Genomic DNA, 19,384 nt, shown 5'->3' with positions numbered 1-19,384 from the left:
GCGTTGTCGCGACCGGCTCAGGCCCGGGTGAATACGTGGGTGGCGGCGGTGATCAACTTCTGGGCTGAACCATCGTCGTAGACAAGCGTTCTCGCGGCGATCGTGCTGGATTGACCACCTACCACTTCGGTGACAAAGCGGAACGGCCCCGCCTTGCCTCGGGCCAGGAACATCACGTGCGAAGAGATCCCCGTGACGGCAGCTGATCCGATCCTGTTGATCACCCCCTGGCGGGCTGCTGTTTCGGTCATGACGAACTGCGGTCCGACGTGCAGCGCGGCATCCGGTGAGGCGATCTCTGTGGACAGTTCGGGCAACATCCAGGTCAGGTCATCGACCTGGTGTCCACCGAAAACCTGCCAGAGCGGGGGCAGATCGGGCGAGTCGACCACCTCGATCGGCTCGACCTCCATTTTCTGCAGCCCGTCGGGCGGAACCCCGATGGTGACACCCTGCCCCTCGGTGATGGCCAGAACCCGAGTAGGTTCATCGGCATCGACGATCAGGGAACGGCTGTAAGCCATCCGCTGTCCGCGCTTGAGATCTTCGGTGCGCACCTCGAACCGTGACACATCCACACCGCGGTCGATCACCTGACAGGAATGCACCACCGGGTTCGGCACCGCCTCGAGATCACTTATCAGCCCGCCCTCCGGTGAGGCAATGCCGTAAACGCCGAGCAGGATCGCACCGGTTCCGTCACGCATGTCCTGCCGAATTGTGACGGTGTCATCGACCGGCCCCACATTCATCGACGCGTGGTTACGGCCGATGTAGCGGTAACTGAGCAGACCACCCCACCGACGTTGCAGTTCGGCGGCATAGGCGGCCGGGTCGGAGCCGAGGTCGCGGATGTCCAGAATCATGACCGGTATTACTTCCCCGGGCCCTGCGGAAACTTCAGCAGTGACCCCGCATCTACCCGTATCTGCTGGCCGGTGATGTATCGACTCTCGTCGCTGGCCAGAAAAACCGCCAGGTGCGCCATGTCCTCGGGCTCCACGTACGGGATCGGCATGGCTTGGAAGTAGGTGAACGCCAACTCGGCGTCCTCCCTGGTGGGCTTTCGGCCCTCGGCCGCGACATCGGGGCGGAAAACCCCGTAGATACCGTCGTTGTGCAACAGATGGGTATTGCAGTTCGTCGGATGCATGACGTTGACCCTGATGAATCGCGGTGCCAGGTGAACCGCCATCTGCTCGGCGTACTCGATGAGAGTTCTTTTACTCCAGGCATATCCGGCTCCACCGGGTCCCATCTCCGGACTGTCGGCGTTTCCCGGCATCATCCCTGCGGTCGACCCGGTGATCACGATCGATGACCCGTCGGCCAGCCTGGGAACCGTAACTGCAACGGTGTTCATGACACCCACCAGGTCAACATCGGTGGCATCGATGAACTGCATGGCATCCGGCGAACCCATGGCCATCGGCAGGATTCCGGCATTTGCCACCACGATGTCGAGACCACCCAGGTCGACCAGCGCTTCGTCGAGCGCGTCGCGCAGCGCGGCCCGGTCGCGCACATCGGCCACCCGCGCCACCACTCGGCGTCCGATATCCTTGACGCGCCTTTCGGTTTCGGCCAGATCGTCCTGGGTCGCCAGCGGGTACGGATTCGACGCGATGTCGGCACAGATGTCGACGGCGATGATATCGGCGCCCTCCCGCGCCATGGCCAGCGCGTGGGCGCGCCCCTGACCACGCGCTGCACCGGTGATGAACGCGACCTTGCCCTCAAGTCGAGCGGCCATTGATACCCTCCTGGTCAGCTGGATTGAAACGTCGTTCGCAGCGCGGCTTTCAGCACTTTCCCCGTCGAGTTGCGCGGTAACGCGTCGACCAGTTCGAGCCGCTCGGGAGCTTTGTGTCTGCTCAGTCCCTGCGCACGGCAGTGCTCTCCGAGCGATTCCAGCGAGACCTCAGTGCCGGATCGGCTCACCACCACAGCACAGACCCGTTCACCGGTCCGCGCATCGGGGACTCCGATCACGGCGACATCGGCGACGCCAGGATGGGAGGCCAGCACGTTCTCGATCTCAAGCGCGGAAATGTTCTCCGCGTTGCGGATGATGGCATCCTTGATCCGGCCGGTGACGAACACGTTACCCGCGGTGTCGACACGGCCCTGGTCGCCGGTGCGAAACCAGCCGTCGGAATCGAACGCTCCAACGTCCAGCGAGCTGTCGACGTATCCCAGGAAGCATTGCGGTCCTCGGAGTCTGAGCTCGCCCTCCTCACCCGGTCTGACCTCACGGCCATTGTCGTCGACGACCCGCAGGCTCACCCCGGGCACCGTTCTGCCCACCGTCCGGTCGATCAGATCAGGGTGACCGCAGGGCGGCTGGGCCGTCGCGACCGGGAACTCGGTGAGACCCCATGAGTTCGCGACACCGTCGACAGAGAAGACTTCCCGCACTTCACGGCTCAGCTCGGCGGTGACCGGGGCGCCGCCGCCGACGCAACCGCGCAGCGCCGGGTACAGCGGCTGCCGACCGTGCCGGCGCTGGGCGGCGAGGAACGCGACAAAGAACGGAGTTGCCGAACCGAGCAGTGTCGGTCGGTGCTTGGCCAGCGCGGTGGGGGTGGCATCAGGATCGAAGGTGTCGAACAGCACCAGTCGCATCCCGGTGACCAGCGCAGCGGCCAACATGGCCGCGCCGCCGATATGGGTCACCGGAAAGGCGATCGGGTTGACATCGCCGCTGGTGGCCCCGACGATCGCGACCACCCCAGCAGATCCCGCGATCACCGACTGATCGCTGTGACGCACGCCCTTGGGTGCCGCCGTCGTGCCCGAGGAGTAGTAGACCCACCGTGCGGTGGTGGCATCCGACGGTGGCGGGGCAAGTGCTGAGCGGTCACCGACGGGCAAGGTCAACTCCGGTCCGGCCGGCGTGTCCTGGTCGACGACCATGATCGACATCGGCCGCTCATCGGCCAGACAGCGAGCCGCAGCGGCGTGGTCGTATCCGCGCCAGACTCCCGAGGTGACGAACACATCAGTCTCGAATTGCGCGGTGGCGAAGCGGACTTCGCTGTCCCGCCAGATCGGCAAGATCGGGTTCTGGGTCGCGCCCAGACGAGCGAGCGCCGACATCAGAACCATGGCCTCCAGCCTGGTCGGCAGCTGCCACGACACCCGCGACCCCACGCCGACCCCATCGGCGGCGAGCGCCGCGGCTGTGTCCAGAGCGGCCTCACGCAGCTGGCTGCAGCTCAAGCTGCGTCCGTGATCGTCTGCCAGTATCACGCGGTGGGGGTGAGCGCGCGCCGCGTCGTCTACCAGCTGCCAGAAGGTCACGGTGGACCCGGGCTCAATCATCGGGTCGGCAGCCCGAGCCGGCGCTTGGCCAGAATGTTGCGCATCATCTCCGAGCTGCCGCCGGAGACCGTGTACGCGCGTGACCACAACCAGCACTCCCGCAATCGCTGTTTGGCCGCCGATACTTCGGTATCCGCAGGGTCGGTGGTGATCGCCGCTGCGGCCAGCTCGGCCCCGTAGGCGGCCACCGTGTGATAGGTCTCGGCGAAGCTGAGCTTCGCGATGGATCCGTCGCCGACCTGCTCGGCACCGGCGGTCATGCGCTCCACGTGGTCGTCGATGAATGCTTTGGCCACTTCGACCTCGACCGCCAGCCGTGCGACATCCTGACGGACATCCTCACGCTGGGCGGTGGGCCGCCCGCCCATCGTCGTCCCGCCGAGGACCGTCAGCAGATCGTCGACGAGCAACTCCAGAAGGATCACGTTACCGCCGATCCCGAACCGTTCGAAGTCCAGACCGGTCATGATGATCGACCATCCCTGCCCCTCCGCGCCGATCATCGCATCGGCCGATACGGGCACGCCAGTCATGAAGACCTCGTTGACCTCGATGGCGTCACCGATGGTGCGGATCGGGCGCACTTCGACGCCCGGGGCGGACAGCGGGACGGCGAACACCGAAAGACCATGGTGGCGTTTGGAGGCGGGATCGGTGCGGATGAGCGCCAAACCCATATCAGCCCAGTGCCCGTCGGTGATCCAGGTCTTCTGGCCGTCGATCACCCAGCCTCCGTCATCCTGCCGGACGCCGCGACTGCGGACCCCTGCGATGTCACTACCGGCGTCAGGTTCACTGAGCAGCTGACACCACACGTGCTCGCTGCGCCGGATGGGCGGCAGCATGGCCTGCTTCTGCTCCTCGGACCCGAAGTGCAGCAACACATGCGCGGCGAGGTTGACCTGGTCGACCGGACGCGGCGCCCGGGCTCGCAGGATCTCTTCGCTGACGATGCGGTCGTGCATGGGGTGGTGGTCTGCGCGCCCGCCATGTTCGACAGGCCAATCGGCACCGATGAACCCGGCCTCGAAGAGACCGGCGAACCAGCTACGCAGCAAGCGCTCCTGCTCGGCGTCCACCGGGGCACGGTGGCCCTCGCGTGCCACGATCGGCGGTGCGTGCTCGGCGATGAAGGCTCTGACGTCTTGGCGGAATTGGCTCAATTGGCCATCGCTGGGCCGCACGTACTCTGCACTCACCATCCGGCCGCCTCTGCAAGATGTGCGCGGGTGGATCGGGCGGTGCCGAGCAACTGAGCATTGGTGAACACCCGCCGAAGTTCATTGTGCAGCGGGTATTCCCAGGTGAACCCGATGCCCCCGGACAACTGCATGCACTCGTCGATGGCCGCGGTGGCCCCGCCGGCCACGAAGGCGTGCGCAACAGCGGCCGCCTTGGCCGTCTCCGCGCCTGCGCCGGCCGCCGCTGTGCGCGCCGCCTTCATGACTGCCGCGCGGGCCTTGACCTCGAAGACCAAGATTTCGACCAAGCGGTGCTGGACCGCCTGGAAGCTCGCGATGGGTGCACCGAAGGCTGTGCGATCTCTGAGGTACTCGGTCAGGCGGGCGAACGTCGTGGACACCGTTCCCACTGAGTCGGCGCTGAGCAGCAGCCGCGACAACGCCAGCAGCAGGTCGGCGCGCTCCGGAGATCCGATGGTCGTAGACACCAACTCTGCGGTGTCTATCCGCCACACCGGCCGAGCGACATCGAGCAGATCGTCGTCGGCGCGGCCTTGCTGCCCTTCGCCGAGTTCGGCCAATTCAACCCCGCCGGGACCCAGCGTGATCAGAAGATCCGCGCGTTCGCCCCGGATCACGCGCGCGACGCTGCCGGCAACCGCGACACCGGCCACCACACTGCCCGCCATCAACGGACCCAACCAACGTTCGCGCGTTGTCTCGGGCGCGGTGTCCAGCGCGGCGGCTGCCACCGTGACCCCAAGCCAGGCCGACCTGTCGCCGGAACGCCCGAGTTCCTCGGCGACCACCGCCGCCTCTACCGGCCGCCACCCGGCGCCACCGGAGGCTTCTTCGACGAGCAGACTCGTCCAGTCCATCGCAGCCAGGTCGTCGACGGTGTCCTTGTCCCCGCGGCCGGACAGGAAGTCACGTGCCGACTCCCGGACGAGGTCCAGATCGACAGCGAGCTCGTCTTCTGTGACCACCGGTGGTCAGCCTCGGCGCAGCAGCTGGTTGGCGTTGTCGCGCATGATCCGCTTCTTGGCGGCATCGTCGAGCGGGTCGAGGAGCTTGACGAAGTCTGCAGGCTCGGCCAGCCCCTCGGCGTGTGGGAAATCGGACCCCATCAGCAAGCACTCGTCGTAACCGAGCCTGCCGACGATCGCGGGGATATCGTCCTCGGGGTACGGGACGACTCCGACATGGCGACGGAAGATCTCCGAGGGCCGTTCGGTCAGTTTCCCCCCGATCCATGGACCGTTGCGGCCCATCCCGCGGCTCTTGTCCATGTGGATGACGAACTGGGGCACCCACTCGGCTCCGTGCTCGGCGACCAAGACGTTCAATCCGGGAAAGCGGCCGAAAAGGTTGTCGAAGATCAGGGCCGACAAGGTGTCCTCGATCGGCCGTTGACCGTAGATGTTCATCCATTGCCAGGCCGACATGTGCCATGCCGCCGGATCGGGGTTGTGTCCCCAGGCCGGTGAGATCGCGGTGAAGTACCAGTAGGGCTGGATGTGGAAGACCAACGTGCAACCGGCCTCCTGCAGCCGGGCATAGATCGGATCGAAGTAGGGGTCACCCGGTGAGCGGCCGTGGGCGGGACCGGTCGGCAGCAGCACCATACGAGCTCCCTGCTCGATGATCGCCTCGGTTTCGGCGATGGCCAGGTCGAGATCCCGCAGCGACAACAGCGCGGTCGCGTAGATCTTGTCCTGGTAGTCGAATCCCCACGTGTCATCGAACCACCGGTTGAACGACCGCAAGTTCGCGTAGAGGGCTTCGGTGTCGTCGACGTAATGCTCTGCCGCCAGAGCCATTCCGGCCGGAAAGATGACCGCGCGTTCGACGTTCTGCTCGGCCATGACCCGCAGCCTGGGTTCGCGCTCCAGGTACTCGGGCTGCATCGGCTGCGGCTCGTAGGTCTCGTCGGGATTTCCCGACCCCATCTGCTTGAGCATCTCCTTCAGCGAGCCCGGCCGGTAGGCGAGGTCGAAGCCCAACCCGGCCTCGCTGTTGAAGGTGGCCACCCGATGACCGGCGAGGATCACCTCTTTGCCGTCGACGCCACGCACCGGGGCGATGGCACGATCGTGAAATTCCTTAGGCAGGTATCGAGTGAATGCGTCACGCGTCTCGTAGCAGTGTGTGTCGCAGTCGAAGATCCCGTAGTCGAGTTTCACTGTCACGCCTCGGCCCCTTTCGGCGAGAATCAATATTCTCTCTAACTGCAAAACATACTATCCTCGACCGGGAATGCCTATCCCGGGTTGGGACGGCGTCGGGAAACAGGAGGCAACGTGCCCAGGAGCGAGCTCGACGAACTCCGTGAGGCGGTCCGCGATTTCCTCGGCAAAGCATCACCGAGCCAGACGGTGCGTGAAGTCATGTCGACCGAATCCGGTTTTGACGATGCGGTATGGCAACAGATGGCCACCGAGCTCGGCCTGCACGGCATCGCGGTGCCCGAGGAGTGGGGCGGGGCGGGAGCCGGGATGCCCGAACTGGCCGTCGTATTTGAGGAAATGGGGGCCGCGCTGTTGTGTGCACCCTTCTTCTCCACCGTCGCGTTGGCGACCAGCGCCCTGCTGTTCAGTGCGGACCAGACGGCGATCGGCGACTACGTGCCCGCTTTCGTCGACGGCTCGGTCAGGGCGACACTGATCCTCAACAGCCACCTCGACGCCTGGGACCCGCGGACGGTCACGCTGACGGCCCGCCGAGTCGACGGCGGTTACCGCATATCCGGCTTGGCACCCATGGTGCTCGACGGTCACACGGCCGACATCATCCTGTTGGCGGCGAATACCGAGGTCGGACCGTCGCTGTTTGCCGTTTCATCCGAGGCGACGGGAATGCGCCGCCGGCCGCTGGCCGGGCTGGACCGCACCAGAAAGTTTGCGCACCTGGACTTCGAGGATGTCCCGGCCAGGCTGATCGGCGCTGAGGGAGATGCCGATGCCGCGCTGCAGCGCACATCGGACATCGCTGCACTGGCATTGGCCGCAGAACAACTCGGTGCCGCACAGCGGTGTCTGGACATGGCGGTCGACTACGCCAGAAGTCGTATCCAGTTCGGGCGGGCGATCGGCAGTTTTCAGGCTGTGAAGCATCGATGTACCGACATGCTGATCTCGGTCGAGGGCGCGCGTTCGGCAGTCACGCATGCTGCCGAGGTCGCAGACGGCGAGGAACTGGCAACGGCGGTCTCGGTGGCCAAAATGGCGTGTTCGGAAGCATTCCTCCAGGTCGCCGTCGACAACTTGCGTGTCCACGGAGGTATCGGCTTCACCTGGGAACACGATGGCCATCTGTACATTCGCCGCGCGAAATCCTCGGAACTGATGCTGGGAAGCCCCGACTTCCATGCAGAACGCCTCGCCGCTCTCGTCACCGCCTGAAAGGACATCTGTTGAGCCCCTCGTATTCCCTTGAACTACCCACCCATCGTGTCGAGGCCGAAGCGGAGTTCGTCTCCGCCGCGGCCATCGCCGAGATCGCTTGCGCGGCGGAATCGAGCGGGTATGCCGCAGTGCACGTCACCGACCATCCGGCCCCGGACGCCAAATGGCTCGACCACGGTGGCCACCACGCTCTGGACCCTTTCGTCGCGCTGTCGTTCGCCGCCGCCGCGACGTCACGTGTGCGTCTGTTGACCAATGTCTACATCGCGGCCTACCGCAACCCGTTCCTCGGCGCCAAATCGATTCAGAGCTTGCAGGTACTTTCCGGCGGCCGGTTGATCGTCGGGACCGCGGCCGGTTATCTGAAGCCCGAATTCAGAGCTCTGGGAATCGATTTCGACAACCGGGGCGCTCTTCTGGATGAGGCGCTCGACGTTCTCGACAAGGCGCTCTCGGGGCAGGACGTGGCCTACGAAGGGACCACCTTCGCTGCTCGAGGGGTGCGCCTGCGGCCGATTCCCGAGCGGCCCCCGGTGTGGGTCGGCGGAAACAGCAAAGCTGCAGTGCGACGAGCGGTGACCCGAGGACAAGGGTGGGCCCCGTTCAACACCTTCGGATACGCGACGGCGTCACGGACGGCTGAGATCTCCACACTGGAGGATCTGGAGTCCGCCATCGACTGGGCGAAGTCCTACGCGGCCGAGATCGGCCGCACGAGCCCGCTGGAAATCTGCTTCTCCGCGGGCAATCTGCTCGATTCCAGCCGTTCGGTCGACGAACGTCACGCAACCATCGAACGGCTCTGCAAAGCCGGCGTCACCTGGCTTCCCATCGCGCCCGCCGGCGCCACTCGCGCCGAGGTGATCGACGAGGCTGCACAATTCGCCAAAGAATTCATCGCGTCCTGAATGGTTACCCAGCCATCAGGCTCTCGTCTGCGAACCCGTCGACGCTGATCTTGCGATGAGCGAACAACCACGCATCCTCCACGGGCACCAGCACATCGCGATACCGGCCCCAGTGGTCGAGTCCGATGTCGGTGTGAACAGCGAAGTAGCTGCTCACTTCGATCCGATCCGCGGCGACCGAGCCGAACCGCACGCTGGACACGTGATGGCGGACGTGGCTCGCCGTCCGGCGGCCGGTATCGCGTGGCGTACTCAACGCCGCGCCGAGGCCGGCCTCGATGGCCGCCGGGCCGGTCAGCGGCTGCGTTGCGCCGGCGAACTCCAGTACCCCGTCGCGTGCGAAACATGCGGCGAGCGCGCGCAAATCGAACCGATCGGTCGCCGCCGTGTAGTCCGCCAGCGTTTGACGAACCAACTCCCTGGCGACGATCTCCCACATCTGCATACGCACGATCATGCCGCAACCCACTGCACGTTCGACAGTAAGACACCTGCATCGCAGGCGCGTGTGGATGTTCGCACGACGAAGTGATAACGTCGTTCTCACTAACCGTAAATGCTGATATTCGCTGCTCCGAGGAGGAATCAGCCCCATGGCCACCCGCTCGCTCCCCTACCCGGTTTTCGACATCGACAACCACATGTACGAAACCACGGATGCGTTGACGAAGTTCCTTCCTCGGCAGCACCGAGGCAAGGTCGGCTACGTCGAGGTCAACGGACGCCCCAAGCTGGTCGTCAAGGACCACATCAGCCATATGATCCCGAACCCGACGTTCGAGCGGGTCGCACGGCCGGGTAGCGCCGAGGACTATTTCTTGGGTAACAACCCCGAGGGCCTCAACTTCCGTGAGTTCATCGGTGAGCCCATGGAGGTCATTCCCGCCTTCCAGAGCCCGGCACCTCGCCTGGAGTTGATGGATGAACTGGGAATCGATCGCTGCGTCATGTATCCGACGTTGGCAAGCCTCATCGAGGAACGCACCACCGATGACGTGGTCCTCACTCACGCCATCATCCACGCGCTCAACGAGTGGATGCACGAGCACTGGACGTTCAATTACGAGGACCGGATCTTCGCGACCCCGGTGATCTGCCTACCGTTGGTCGACGAGGCCATCAAGGAGTTCCACTGGTGCCTGGAGCGCGGAATGAAGACCTTCCTGGTCCGGCCCGCGCCGGTGCCCAGCCGCTTCGGTGGGTCGCGGTCGATGGGTCTGCCGGAATTCGACCCGTTCTGGCAGGCAGTGGTCGACGCCGACATCCCGGTGACCTTCCACGCGGCGGACAGCGGATACCAGAAGCACCTGATGGAGTGGGAGGGCGGAGACGAGTATTTGTCGTTCAAGCCCAGTGCACTGCGCGAGGTGGTGATGGGTTTCCGGGCGATGGAGGACACCTTGGCGGCGTTGATCTGCCACGGCGCGCTTTCCCGCTTCCCCGACCTCAAAGTCCTTGTGGTCGAAAATGGTAGCGGCTGGGTGAGAAACCTGCTGCGGCTGTTGGACAAGGCCTACCGCACGATGCCGAAGGAATTCGACGAGCACCCCGTCGAGGTGTTCAAACGCAACGTGTACATCCACCCATTCCTCGAGGACGACATCAAGGGAATCATCGAGATCATGGGCGAGGATCACGTGATGTTCGGGTCCGACTTCCCCCACCCGGAGGGTATCGGCGACCCGTTGAGCTTCGTCGACCGGCTCGAGGGTGTTTCGGACTCAGCCAAGGCGAAGATCATGGGCGGCAACGCCATGGAGGCCCTGGGCATCAAGGTTCCGGTATGACGAACACGTCTGTGTCACCACGGACCTTCGACGGGATCGCCGGCTTCGAAGCCCATGTCGGAGAACACCTTGGCTACAGCGATTGGCGGCAGGTCACACAGAAGGAAATCGACCTGTTTGCCGAGGCGACCGGGGATCATCAGTGGATTCACGTTGACCCGGAGCGGGCCGCGTCGGGTCCGTACGGCAAGACCATTGCCCACGGCTATCTCACTCTGTCGCTGGTTCCGCTCCTGGTCAAGCAGATCTACCAGGTCACCGGCCTGTCCATGCAGGTCAACTACGGTGTGGACAAGCTTCGTTTCCCGGCGCCGGTTCCGGTCGACTCGCGCATCCGCGCCGGTGCCGAGCTGGTCAAGATCGAACGCAACGACCAGGGTGGCCGGGCCACCGTTCGGGTCACGGTCGAGGTCGAGGGATCCGATCGGCCTGCATGCGTCGTCGACACGATCGCGGCGATGGTCGACGCCTGAGGCCCTCGTTCAGACTGGCGGTCGGCGCAATGTGGCTCGGGCGAGGCCACCGGGTGACGCGTCAGCCTGCGCAAGCGTGCGGCCCTCGGCAGACCAGATCGCCGAACAACCGGCCGTCCTGACATAACCGCCACCAGTGGCGCCGGCGAAACTGCTCATGACCACCGGCGCGCGGCACGCAAGGGCAATGCTGCGACCTCGGCGCCGCTGCTCAGACAGCTCTCGTTCATGGTGGACGACTCCGCAGACATAGACATCCACGTTCATCGCAGCGGTGCCCTGGATGTGAACCTCCGTGCCGGTATCCCGACATATCGCCATACCGACCCGCCAGCCGTCCACTGCGATGACACCCGGCCCGCCTCCGGCATCAAAATATCGGCTTTCATCGGTGCTCAGAAAAGTCTTGCGGTAGACCACGGTTGCCCGTGCGCCGTCAATTCGCACCATCGCAATGAATCGACGACCAGAGCCCTGTATCGGCGCGCCAACCAGAGCAATCGAATCCACCGCGGCGCAGCCGCGGAACAGTTCACCAATCACGGCACCGTCGAGGTCGATCGGTAAGGCATCTGCGGCATAGCCGGTGAGGGACAACTCGGGGAACACCACCAGGCGTGCCTTTGCCTGCACGATCGACGTCACATGCGAGGCGGCGTTCCCGAGCAGATCGCCGTCGACGATTCGCGGCTGTGCTGCCGCCACCACCAGATTCGAGTGCATCGCGACATTCTCTCCGGTCCACCGTCAGCGAATGGGATCGACGGCAACGATGCTCTCGGACACTCAGGCGTTGAGCAGCTTCTCGCCGATAACCTGTCGGGATCGCAACGATTCGATGTCGTCGGCTGAGAGGCCCTGTGCGGTCAGCACCTCGACGTTGTGTTGACCTAACGTCGGTGGCGCGCTGCGGTGATGGTGGGTCGGCCCGGTACTGAACTGAAAAGGCCAGCCCGGGTAGCGCAGGCGGCCGGAGACGGGATGCTCGAGCTCCTGGTAGTAGCCGCGCGCGGCGAGCTGCTCGACGTCGTACATGCGGTCAGCCGTCAGCAGGCGCCCCGCCGGAACTCCCCGGCTACCGAGTTGTTCCACCGCGACGTCCGGGTCCTGCGTCGCACACCATGCGGACAGAACGGCATCGAAATCGTCGTGATGGACCAGGCGGGCGTCGGCCGTGGCGAATCGTGGATCGGCAAGCAAGTCAGCCCTCCCGATGACCTCGACCACCGCGCGCCAGTCGCTGTCGTCCCGCACACTGACCGCAACCCACTCGCTTTCTCCCTGCGCGGCGTAAACACCTTGGGCAAAGCGTCGATCGCGGTTGCCCTCGCGCGCTCGGGTAGCACCGGTCAGCGAATGCTCGATGACGGGCTCGGCAGTCACAGCTGCGCCGACCTCGATCTGAGCGACCTCGATCAATTGTCCCTCACCCGTGCGAGACCGGTGATGCATTGCCGCCAGCAGTGCGACCGCAGCGTGCACGCCGGCAATGGGGTCGGCGGGCCCCTGCAGGTTGCACGGCGGGCCGTCGTCGTAGCCCGTCACCGCCGACATTCCGGAGAGCTGTTCGATGTTCAACGCCCAGCCGACGTAGTCGCGCCACGGGCCTTCCAGCCCGAACCCGGGCATCCGCACCATCAGGACATCTGGATTCAGCTGTGTCAGCGAGGGATAGTCCAGGCCGAAGTGCTCCACGACCCGCGGCGAGAAATTCTCGACGACCACGTCGGCTTCGGTGGCCAGCCTCATGGCAAGCTCGCGCCCTTCCGGCGACGACAGATCCAATGTGAGGTCACGCTTGTTGAGATTGGTCCCCTGCCACAACGGTCCCTGCTCGTACCAGTCATCGCCCTGGCGCAACAGCGCACCGGAGAACCGGTGCGCATCGGGCCGCTGGATCGACTCGATCTTGATGACATCGGCGCCGAATGCCCCCAGGTAGCAGGTGAGGTATGCACCGGCCCAGAAGGTGCTCAGGTCGAACACCTTCACACCGGCGAACGGTAGTGCGGCGTCGTCGACCGTGTCGGCTGCTGCCGAAGCGGTGCGGGCCGGCCACGCCTGGGCCGGCGCACCGCCCAAGTGTGGCGCCGGGGACGGAGGCACCGCAGCCGGTGTCGTCGACAACCGAAACGGCGGCCCAGGCCGAAGGAATCCTTTTGTCGCTGAGCATGATTGACCTGATTCGAGGAAGAAACCGCGCTCGGCGTACTGGGGACATTGCGAGATGGTGGCGCCGTCGGTCACCGGAGCGGCTGGGATCCGCATCGCCTGGCAGACGTCGACGATCTCGGCAACGGTCATCGAATCCAGCCAGGGCTGAACCTTGGTGAAGAACTCGTCACGCTCTGGCCCACCGAGCATGATCGCGAGTTGGTGTTCTTCGAACTCCGACAGCCCCACCATTGCACACACGTCGAGCCAATGCTGGCCAGTCAGGCAGTTGATGCCGACCCAGCCGTCCGAGGCCCGGACGATACCGAGCATCGGACCGGCTTTGGTGTTCGTCGGCAGCCCCATGTTCTTGAGCTTCTCGGCCAGCATCATCGGATACGGCAGTGTCGACAGCAACGACTCGAACATCGAGACGTCAACTTCGACGATGCCGCCGGCGGCGCCGGCGATACGCATCGCGGTCAGTGCACCCAGAGCTGCGTAGGCTCCGCCGATGTACTCCGGGATCCGGGCCCCGGCCTGCACCGGCGCCCTGCCGAATTCGCGCTCGCTGACCCACCCCGAAACCGCCTGCATGGTCAGCGGAGTCATCACCTGGTCACGCAGAGGTCCAGACTGACCGAAATCGGAGATCCGAACCACCACCAACCCAGGATTGATCCGCTGCAGGCTGTCGGTCGCGAGCAGTTCAGCCCACTCCTGCGGCGCACCCGGACCCAGATTCTCGACGAGGAGGTCGGCGCCGGCGATCAGCTCCCGAGCCAGCACCGCGCCCTCTTCAGTCGCGAGATCGACTGTGGCACCATGCTTTCCCGCATTGAGATACTCGAATAATCCGCTGTGCGCTTCGGCGTCATCGCCGAGGGCCGGCCCCCACGAACGCATCGGGTCACCGCCGGGTCGTTCGATCTTGTACACCTGGGCACCGAGGTCAACGAGCAGCTTGGTCGAGTACGGCCCGGCAATGTCGATGCCGACCTCCACCACACGCAGTCCGGCCAGTGGCCCGGTCTGTGCTTGATGGTTCGCTCCGCTGCTCACGCGGGCACTCCGATCGCTTTGGGCTCCATATAGGCGCGCAGGCCCATGACCCCGCCTTCGCGTCCGATACCGCTCTGTTTGAATCCACCGAACGGGGCGTCCCCGGGAATGGTGCCGTTGATCGACACCTGTCCGGTTCTGAGCTTGCGCGCGATCGCCACTGCTCGGTCGACGTCGGTGGCCCACACGCCGCCCCCCAAGCCGTAGGCGGAGTTGTTGGCGATGGCGACCGCCTCGTCGTCGCCGTGATAGGGCAACACGGTCAACACCGGTCCGAACACTTCCTCCTGGGCGATCATTGCGTCCGCGCCGACATCGGTCAGAATCGTTGGCTGGAAAAAGAAGCCAGAACTGTGGTCTTTGGCCCGCTGGCCCCCGGTGGCTATCGTGGCGCCGTCACTGGCCGCGCGCGCGACCAGCGTTTCGACACGCTCGAGGTGCTCCGAGCTGATCAGTGGGCCCATGCTGACGTCGCTGTCCACCGGGTTCCCGACGACCACCTGGGCGGCCGCGTCGACGAGCCTCTCGACGACTTCGTCGTGTAGAGACGCCGGCAGCAGCAGGCGACTGTTGAGTATGCAGGCCTGGCCTGCGTGCAACGTGCACCCCTCGAACAGAATTCTCTGGATCAGTTCGTCGGTGACCTCGACGTCATCGGTCAAGATCGCCGGAGACTTGCCGCCACACTCCAGCAGTACACGCTTCATGGTGGTCGCGGCACCGGCCATCACCTCACGGCCTACCGCCGAGCTCCCGGTGAAACTGACCATGTCGACGCGCGGGTCCAAGGTCAGCAATCTGCTTGCCTCGACCCCCGTCGGCGTCACGACGTTCACCACCCCGGGCGGGATGTCGGTCTCTTCGTCGATGAGCTTGGCCAGCGCGAGCGCAGACAGCGGGGTCAACGGCGACGGCTTGAGGACCAGGGTGTTTCCGGCGGCGAGCGCGGCGCCGAGCTTCATCACGTTCAGCGTGTGGGGGAAGTTCCACGGTGTCAGCGCAGCCACGACTCCGAGTGGCTCGTAGCGCAGGTACGTCGTGCCCGCCGCGCCCCATGCGTCCATCGGCGCTTCGGCCGGCTCGGTCGCCAGTTCCGCCGAGTGGCCCACCATGAACGCGGGTCCTTCGACGTGGATCAGCCTTTCGTTTGCTGTACAGCCCCACTCCGCCTGGGCGAGGGCATAGACATCCTCGCTGCGCGCCAGCAGCGCATCGCTGAGCTGTTGCAGGCAGCGCCCCCGCTCGGCCGGGTCGAGATGAGGCCAAGGACCAGTGTCGAAGGCCTCCCGCGCTGCAGCCACTGCGAGTTCGACTCGGGCCTCTCCGGCATCCGGCGCCGAAGCGATGACCTCTTCGGTTGCCGGATTCAGTACGTCATAACGACCAGAGTCCGGCGCCAGCCACCGGCCTCCGATGTAGTGGCCGTACTCCTCGACGAGGGGGCTTGTCGTGACCATCGAACGCGTCGACCTCTCTGGCTGCGGTGGGCTGTCATGACGTCGGCAGGAAGTGGTGACCAACAAACAGCGGTGGCTGACTTCTCCTACATACAGTTCCCCTGTGTACACCGTCTGAGCTCCAGGCGTCAACAATCATGGCCCCTGAACACTGTGTTTTACAATTGACACCTGCACTCATGCTGATGTACACACTACTTGAGTCGGACATCTTGTGATTATCTGTCCGACAAGCGACTTGTTCAGAAAGGCCCCCTGTGCCCGTCACCACGGTTCCGCTGCACTCGCCCGACTTCTACGCGGGCGACCCCTACCCCGCCTTCCGGGAACTTCGCAACACCACACCGGTGGTGTGGAACGACGTGACAAACTTCTGGGCGCTGTTGAAGTACGAGGATGTCCGGTACGTCTCCAGTCACCCGCAGCTCTTCTCGTCGGCCAAGGGAATCACGATCCCCGACCCGGTGCTTCCCGAGCCGGTGCAAGAAGGCAATCTGATCTTCACCGACCCGCCCCGCCACCGCCAGTTGCGCAAGCTGATCAACGCCGGCTTCACCCGGCGGCAGGTGACTTTGCTAGAGCCCAAGATCAGGGAGATCGTCAAGGGAATCGTCGACGGGATTGACCCAACCCGCACGTATGAGTTCGCCGAAGAGATTGCCGCACCCCTGCCCACCCGGTTCATCGCCGAGATGCTCGGCGCGCCGCCGGAAGATTGGGAGCAGTTCCGGACCTGGTCGGACGCTGCCGTGGGGGGTGACGACCCGGAGATCGAACTGGATCCGCAGGTGGCGATGGGGGAACTGTTCGAGTACTTCATGAAACTCATCGAGGCCCGCCGGTCGGGAAAGGTGACCGGACAAGAGGACTTGCTGAGCATTCTCGCCGCGGCTGAAGTCGACGGCGAACGCCTCACCGACGAGGACCTGCTGAACTTCTCCTTCCTGCTTCTGGTGGCAGGCAATGAGACCACCCGCAATCTGATTGCCCTCGGAACCCTGGCGCTCATCGAGCACCCGGACCAGTTCGCCCTCCTCCGTTCCGACCCCTCACTGCTGACCTGCGCCGTCGAAGAGATGTTGCGGTACACCACCCCGGTGACCCACATGGCTCGGCGAGCGACGGCGGACGTCGAAATCCGCGGCCAGCAGATCAAGGCCGGGGACACCGTGGTGATGCTCTACGGCTCCGCCAACCGCGACGAAGAAATCTTCGGCCCCAACAGCGAGGAATTCGACATCACCCGCAACCCCAACCCCCACATCGCCTTCGGTGCAGGCGAACACGCATGTATGGGTGCCCAGCTGGCGCGGCTGGAGGCACGAGTGATGTTCGAGGTGCTGCTAGGCACCTATCCGACAATTGAACTCACCGGGGACGTCACCCGGCTACGCGCCACCATGGTGCCGGGCGTCAAACGCATGCCCGTTCGACTGGGAGCAGACCTCTGATGGACTTCGACTACACGCCCGAGCAAGAACAGCTCCGCAAGGATTACCGCGAGCGCCTCGAAGCCGTCATGACACCGGAGCGTCGCGCCGCCGTAGCCGGACTCGCGGAAGGCGGCGCCGCGGTCTCGGAATGCCGTCGAGCCCTCGGGGCGGCCGGTCTGCTCGGCGTGGCCTGGCCGGTCGAGTTCGGTGGCCACGGCCTCTCGGCATTGGAGCAGTACATCTTCGGCGAGGAAGCCCGCCGGGTGAACGCCCCTCTCCCGATGATCACCCTGAACACGGTGGGCCCCACCTTGATTCAGTTCGGTACGCAGGAACAGAAGGACACCTTCCTTCCGGCGATCCTCAGGGGTGAAGTTGATTTCGCCATCGGCTATTCCGAACCGGGTGCCGGGAGCGATCTCGCGTCGCTGCGGACGAGCGCTGCGCGCGACGGAGATCACTACGTGATCAACGGTGCCAAGATGTGGACCAGCGGTGCCGAGTTCGCCGACTACGTCTGGCTGGCAGCACGCACTGATCCGCACGCCAAGAAGCACAAGGGGATCACGATCTTCATCGTGCCGACGGACTCCCCCGGATTCTCCTTCAAGCCGCTGCACACCATGCCCGGAGTGACGACGTACTACACGTTTTACGACGACCTCAGGGTTCCCGCCAGCGCAATCGTGCTCGGCGAGAACGAAGGCTGGAAGCTGGTGACCAACCAGCTCAACCTGGAACGCGCAGCGTTGGGAAATCTCGGTGCGCTGGAACCCCTGCTGGAGAAGACTGTGCAGTGGGCTCGGGAGACCCCCCTCGACGGCGGCAGGGTGATCGACCAGCCGTGGGTCCAACAGGCGCTGGCCCGTGTGGAGGCACAGGTGGCCGCCTATCGGTTACTCAATCTGCGCGTCAACTCCAACATGGGCGCCGGCGCCATCGGTATGGCCGAGGCCTCAGCCTCCAAGGTATTCGGCACCGAACTCACCCAACGAGTCGCCCGTGAGCTACTCGACATCATGGGTCAGGCCGGAACAAGGAAGGGATCGGACGGACCACTCAAGGGTGAGTTGGAGACCGCCTACCGGCTGGCTGTCATCAACACCTTCGGCGGCGGTGCCAACGAAGTTCAACGCGACATCATCGCGATGGCGGGTCTCGGAATGCCGCGCGCACCCCGGGACATGCGAGCCAGCGCATCCTGAAAGGAAGGCCGACACAATGACAGAAACCGCGAAAGATGACATGCGGGAACGCCTCGACGCGCTGATCGGCAAGCCGATCTCATCCGGGCAGCCGGCCAAGGCTCCTGATCCGGTCAATACCGCGATGATCCGGCACTGGGCCTATGCGCTCAACGACCTGAATCCGGCTTATCTCGATCCGGAGTTCGCTTCCGCTTCCCGATACGGTGGTCTCGTTTCGCCTCCGGTGATGCTGCAGTCATGGACCATGGCGCCGCCCGCTCTCGAAGGCATTCACGAGCGCGGTGGTGTGCCGATCGTGATGAAGGGTGAGAATCCGCTGAAGTGCCTCACCGATGCCGGATACACCGGCACGATCGCCACCAATTCCGAATTCGAGATGGAACGCTATCCCCGAGTCGGCGACGAGATCACCGCCGAGACGGTCTTCGAGACCATCTCCGATGAGAAGAAGACGGCCATGGGTCACGGCTTCTTCGTCACCTGGATTACCACGTACCGGGACCAGAACGGCGAAGTCATCGGCCGTCAACGTTTCCGCACGCTGCGATTCAAGACAGGCGGGGCCTGATGGCCACCCGGCTGGCTCCGTCGATCAGCCCTGACACGGAGTTTTTCTGGTCGGGGCTGAAGGTGAAGGAGCTTCGTATCCAGCGGTGCACCGACTGCCAGACGCTACGCGTTCCCCCGCGCCCCATGTGTGGCAGGTGTCAGTCGCTGAACTGGGATTTCGTCGTCAGCACCGGGCGCGGCACGGTGTACAGCTTCGTGATGCCGCAATACCCGCCGTTGCCCTTCCTGGAGTACCCCTACGTCGTCGCGCTGATCGAACTCGACGAAGGCGTGCGGATCGTGTCTAACCTCTGCGACATCGCCCCCGAGGACATTGAGGTCGGGATGCCTGTGGAGGTCTTCTACGAGACCTTCGAAGCCCTGCCCAGCGGCGACGAGCTGGCGCTCCACCAGTTCAGGCCCGTACCCTAGTCGAAAGTATTC

The 19,384-nt window shown here is 64.6% G+C and carries 18 protein-coding genes; 8 read left to right on the top strand and 10 right to left on the bottom strand.

What is annotated here, in order from left to right; translation table 11 throughout:
* Positions 1–17: 17 nt before the first annotated feature.
* From KXD98_RS11230 to KXD98_RS11205, 6 genes are read right to left on the bottom strand one after another with little or no spacing between them, the layout of a single operon-like run.
* Positions 18–866, bottom strand: coding sequence for a hypothetical protein (locus KXD98_RS11230; protein WP_260764411.1), 849 nt, complete (start codon positions 864–866; stop codon positions 18–20).
* Between the two features lie 8 nt (positions 867–874).
* A complete protein-coding gene (locus tag KXD98_RS11225) occupies positions 875–1,753 on the bottom strand; it encodes a mycofactocin-coupled SDR family oxidoreductase (protein ID WP_260764410.1) in 879 nt (292 codons plus the stop codon).
* A 14-nt stretch (positions 1,754–1,767) separates the two neighbouring features.
* Entirely contained in the window at positions 1,768–3,324 is a 1,557-nt protein-coding gene (locus KXD98_RS11220; protein ID WP_260764409.1) for a class I adenylate-forming enzyme family protein, read from the bottom strand.
* Positions 3,321–4,523, bottom strand: coding sequence for an acyl-CoA dehydrogenase family protein (locus KXD98_RS11215; protein ID WP_313901292.1), 1,203 nt, complete (start codon positions 4,521–4,523; stop codon positions 3,321–3,323). The genes KXD98_RS11220 and KXD98_RS11215 overlap by 4 nt, the downstream gene beginning before the upstream one ends.
* Positions 4,520–5,491, bottom strand: a complete 972-nt coding sequence (locus KXD98_RS11210) for an acyl-CoA dehydrogenase family protein (RefSeq protein ID WP_260764407.1) — start codon at positions 5,489–5,491, stop codon at positions 4,520–4,522. Before KXD98_RS11210 ends, KXD98_RS11215 begins: the two co-directional genes overlap by 4 nt.
* 6 nt (positions 5,492–5,497) lie before the next feature.
* On the bottom strand, positions 5,498–6,694 hold the full coding sequence (locus KXD98_RS11205; RefSeq protein ID WP_260764406.1) for an amidohydrolase family protein: 1,197 nt from the start codon (positions 6,692–6,694) through the stop codon (positions 5,498–5,500).
* A gap of 111 nt (positions 6,695–6,805) precedes the next feature.
* Here KXD98_RS11205 and KXD98_RS11200 point away from each other — a divergent pair, with 111 nt between their 5' ends.
* Positions 6,806–7,906 (top strand): acyl-CoA dehydrogenase family protein, encoded by a 1,101-nt coding sequence (locus tag KXD98_RS11200; RefSeq protein WP_260764405.1) that lies wholly within the window; start codon positions 6,806–6,808, stop codon positions 7,904–7,906.
* A gap of 11 nt (positions 7,907–7,917) precedes the next feature.
* Positions 7,918–8,817, top strand: coding sequence for a TIGR03619 family F420-dependent LLM class oxidoreductase (locus KXD98_RS11195; protein WP_260764404.1), 900 nt, complete (start codon positions 7,918–7,920; stop codon positions 8,815–8,817).
* Between the two features lie 4 nt (positions 8,818–8,821).
* Here KXD98_RS11195 and KXD98_RS11190 read toward each other — a convergent pair whose 3' ends face one another.
* On the bottom strand, positions 8,822–9,262 hold the full coding sequence (locus tag KXD98_RS11190; RefSeq protein ID WP_313901291.1) for a nuclear transport factor 2 family protein: 441 nt from the start codon (positions 9,260–9,262) through the stop codon (positions 8,822–8,824).
* A gap of 148 nt (positions 9,263–9,410) precedes the next feature.
* Here KXD98_RS11190 and KXD98_RS11185 point away from each other — a divergent pair, with 148 nt between their 5' ends.
* Positions 9,411–10,604, top strand: a complete 1,194-nt coding sequence (locus KXD98_RS11185) for an amidohydrolase family protein (RefSeq protein ID WP_260764402.1) — start codon at positions 9,411–9,413, stop codon at positions 10,602–10,604.
* Positions 10,601–11,077, top strand: coding sequence for a MaoC family dehydratase (locus KXD98_RS11180; RefSeq protein ID WP_260764401.1), 477 nt, complete (start codon positions 10,601–10,603; stop codon positions 11,075–11,077). Before KXD98_RS11185 ends, KXD98_RS11180 begins: the two co-directional genes overlap by 4 nt.
* Positions 11,078–11,086: 9 nt before the next feature.
* Here KXD98_RS11180 and KXD98_RS11175 read toward each other — a convergent pair whose 3' ends face one another.
* The 3 genes from KXD98_RS11175 to KXD98_RS11165 all read right to left on the bottom strand — a co-directional run bounded on the left by KXD98_RS11175 (position 11,087) and on the right by KXD98_RS11165 (position 15,750).
* The gene (locus KXD98_RS11175; protein WP_313901279.1) at positions 11,087–11,785 is read right to left on the bottom strand and encodes a nitrilase-related carbon-nitrogen hydrolase; all 699 of its coding nucleotides are present in this window, start codon (positions 11,783–11,785) and stop codon (positions 11,087–11,089) included.
* Between the two features lie 78 nt (positions 11,786–11,863).
* Complete coding sequence (locus KXD98_RS11170) at positions 11,864–14,245, bottom strand: CaiB/BaiF CoA-transferase family protein (RefSeq protein WP_260765134.1); 2,382 nt, start codon at positions 14,243–14,245, stop codon at positions 11,864–11,866.
* 44 nt (positions 14,246–14,289) lie between these two features.
* A complete protein-coding gene (locus KXD98_RS11165) occupies positions 14,290–15,750 on the bottom strand; it encodes an aldehyde dehydrogenase family protein (RefSeq protein WP_260764399.1) in 1,461 nt (486 codons plus the stop codon).
* Between the two features lie 278 nt (positions 15,751–16,028).
* Here KXD98_RS11165 and KXD98_RS11160 point away from each other — a divergent pair, with 278 nt between their 5' ends.
* Genes KXD98_RS11160 through KXD98_RS11145 form a run of 4 tightly spaced genes read left to right on the top strand, consistent with a single transcriptional unit; the run spans position 16,029 to position 19,372 of the window.
* Positions 16,029–17,201 carry a cytochrome P450 gene (locus KXD98_RS11160; protein WP_260765133.1) on the top strand — a complete coding sequence of 391 codons (1,173 nt, stop codon included), beginning with the start codon at positions 16,029–16,031 and terminating at the stop codon, positions 17,199–17,201.
* Positions 17,201–18,388 carry an acyl-CoA dehydrogenase family protein gene (locus tag KXD98_RS11155; protein WP_260764398.1) on the top strand — a complete coding sequence of 396 codons (1,188 nt, stop codon included), beginning with the start codon at positions 17,201–17,203 and terminating at the stop codon, positions 18,386–18,388. The genes KXD98_RS11160 and KXD98_RS11155 overlap by 1 nt, the downstream gene beginning before the upstream one ends.
* Before the next feature lie 16 nt (positions 18,389–18,404).
* Positions 18,405–18,959 carry a MaoC family dehydratase N-terminal domain-containing protein gene (locus KXD98_RS11150; RefSeq protein ID WP_260764397.1) on the top strand — a complete coding sequence of 185 codons (555 nt, stop codon included), beginning with the start codon at positions 18,405–18,407 and terminating at the stop codon, positions 18,957–18,959.
* Positions 18,959–19,372, top strand: a complete 414-nt coding sequence (locus KXD98_RS11145) for a Zn-ribbon domain-containing OB-fold protein (protein ID WP_260764396.1) — start codon at positions 18,959–18,961, stop codon at positions 19,370–19,372. Before KXD98_RS11150 ends, KXD98_RS11145 begins: the two co-directional genes overlap by 1 nt.
* The last annotated feature ends 12 nt before the right edge of the window (positions 19,373–19,384 follow it).

The sequence above is a fragment of the Mycobacterium sp. SMC-4 genome, from assembly GCF_025263265.1.
Taxonomy (GTDB): domain Bacteria; phylum Actinomycetota; class Actinomycetes; order Mycobacteriales; family Mycobacteriaceae; genus Mycobacterium.
Note: the sequence above shows the minus strand (reverse complement) of the source record. Positions and strands in the feature narration are given on the sequence as shown.

What these genes read in the sequence shown, in the direction of transcription:
- KXD98_RS11180 (WP_260764401.1), top strand. Translation starts at nt 10,601, where the DNA reads ATGACGAACACGTCTGTGTCACCACGGACCTTCGACGGGATCGCCGGC.
- KXD98_RS11165 (WP_260764399.1), bottom strand. Translation starts at nt 15,750, where the DNA reads ATGGTCACGACAAGCCCCCTCGTCGAGGAGTACGGCCACTACATCGGA.
- KXD98_RS11190 (WP_313901291.1), bottom strand. Translation starts at nt 9,262, where the DNA reads ATGCAGATGTGGGAGATCGTCGCCAGGGAGTTGGTTCGTCAAACGCTG.
- KXD98_RS11230 (WP_260764411.1), bottom strand. Translation starts at nt 866, where the DNA reads ATGATTCTGGACATCCGCGACCTCGGCTCCGACCCGGCCGCCTATGCC.
- KXD98_RS11150 (WP_260764397.1), top strand. Translation starts at nt 18,405, where the DNA reads ATGACAGAAACCGCGAAAGATGACATGCGGGAACGCCTCGACGCGCTG.
- KXD98_RS11155 (WP_260764398.1), top strand. Translation starts at nt 17,201, where the DNA reads ATGGACTTCGACTACACGCCCGAGCAAGAACAGCTCCGCAAGGATTAC.
- KXD98_RS11225 (WP_260764410.1), bottom strand. Translation starts at nt 1,753, where the DNA reads ATGGCCGCTCGACTTGAGGGCAAGGTCGCGTTCATCACCGGTGCAGCG.
- KXD98_RS11145 (WP_260764396.1), top strand. Translation starts at nt 18,959, where the DNA reads ATGGCCACCCGGCTGGCTCCGTCGATCAGCCCTGACACGGAGTTTTTC.
- KXD98_RS11185 (WP_260764402.1), top strand. Translation starts at nt 9,411, where the DNA reads ATGGCCACCCGCTCGCTCCCCTACCCGGTTTTCGACATCGACAACCAC.
- KXD98_RS11220 (WP_260764409.1), bottom strand. Translation starts at nt 3,324, where the DNA reads ATGATTGAGCCCGGGTCCACCGTGACCTTCTGGCAGCTGGTAGACGAC.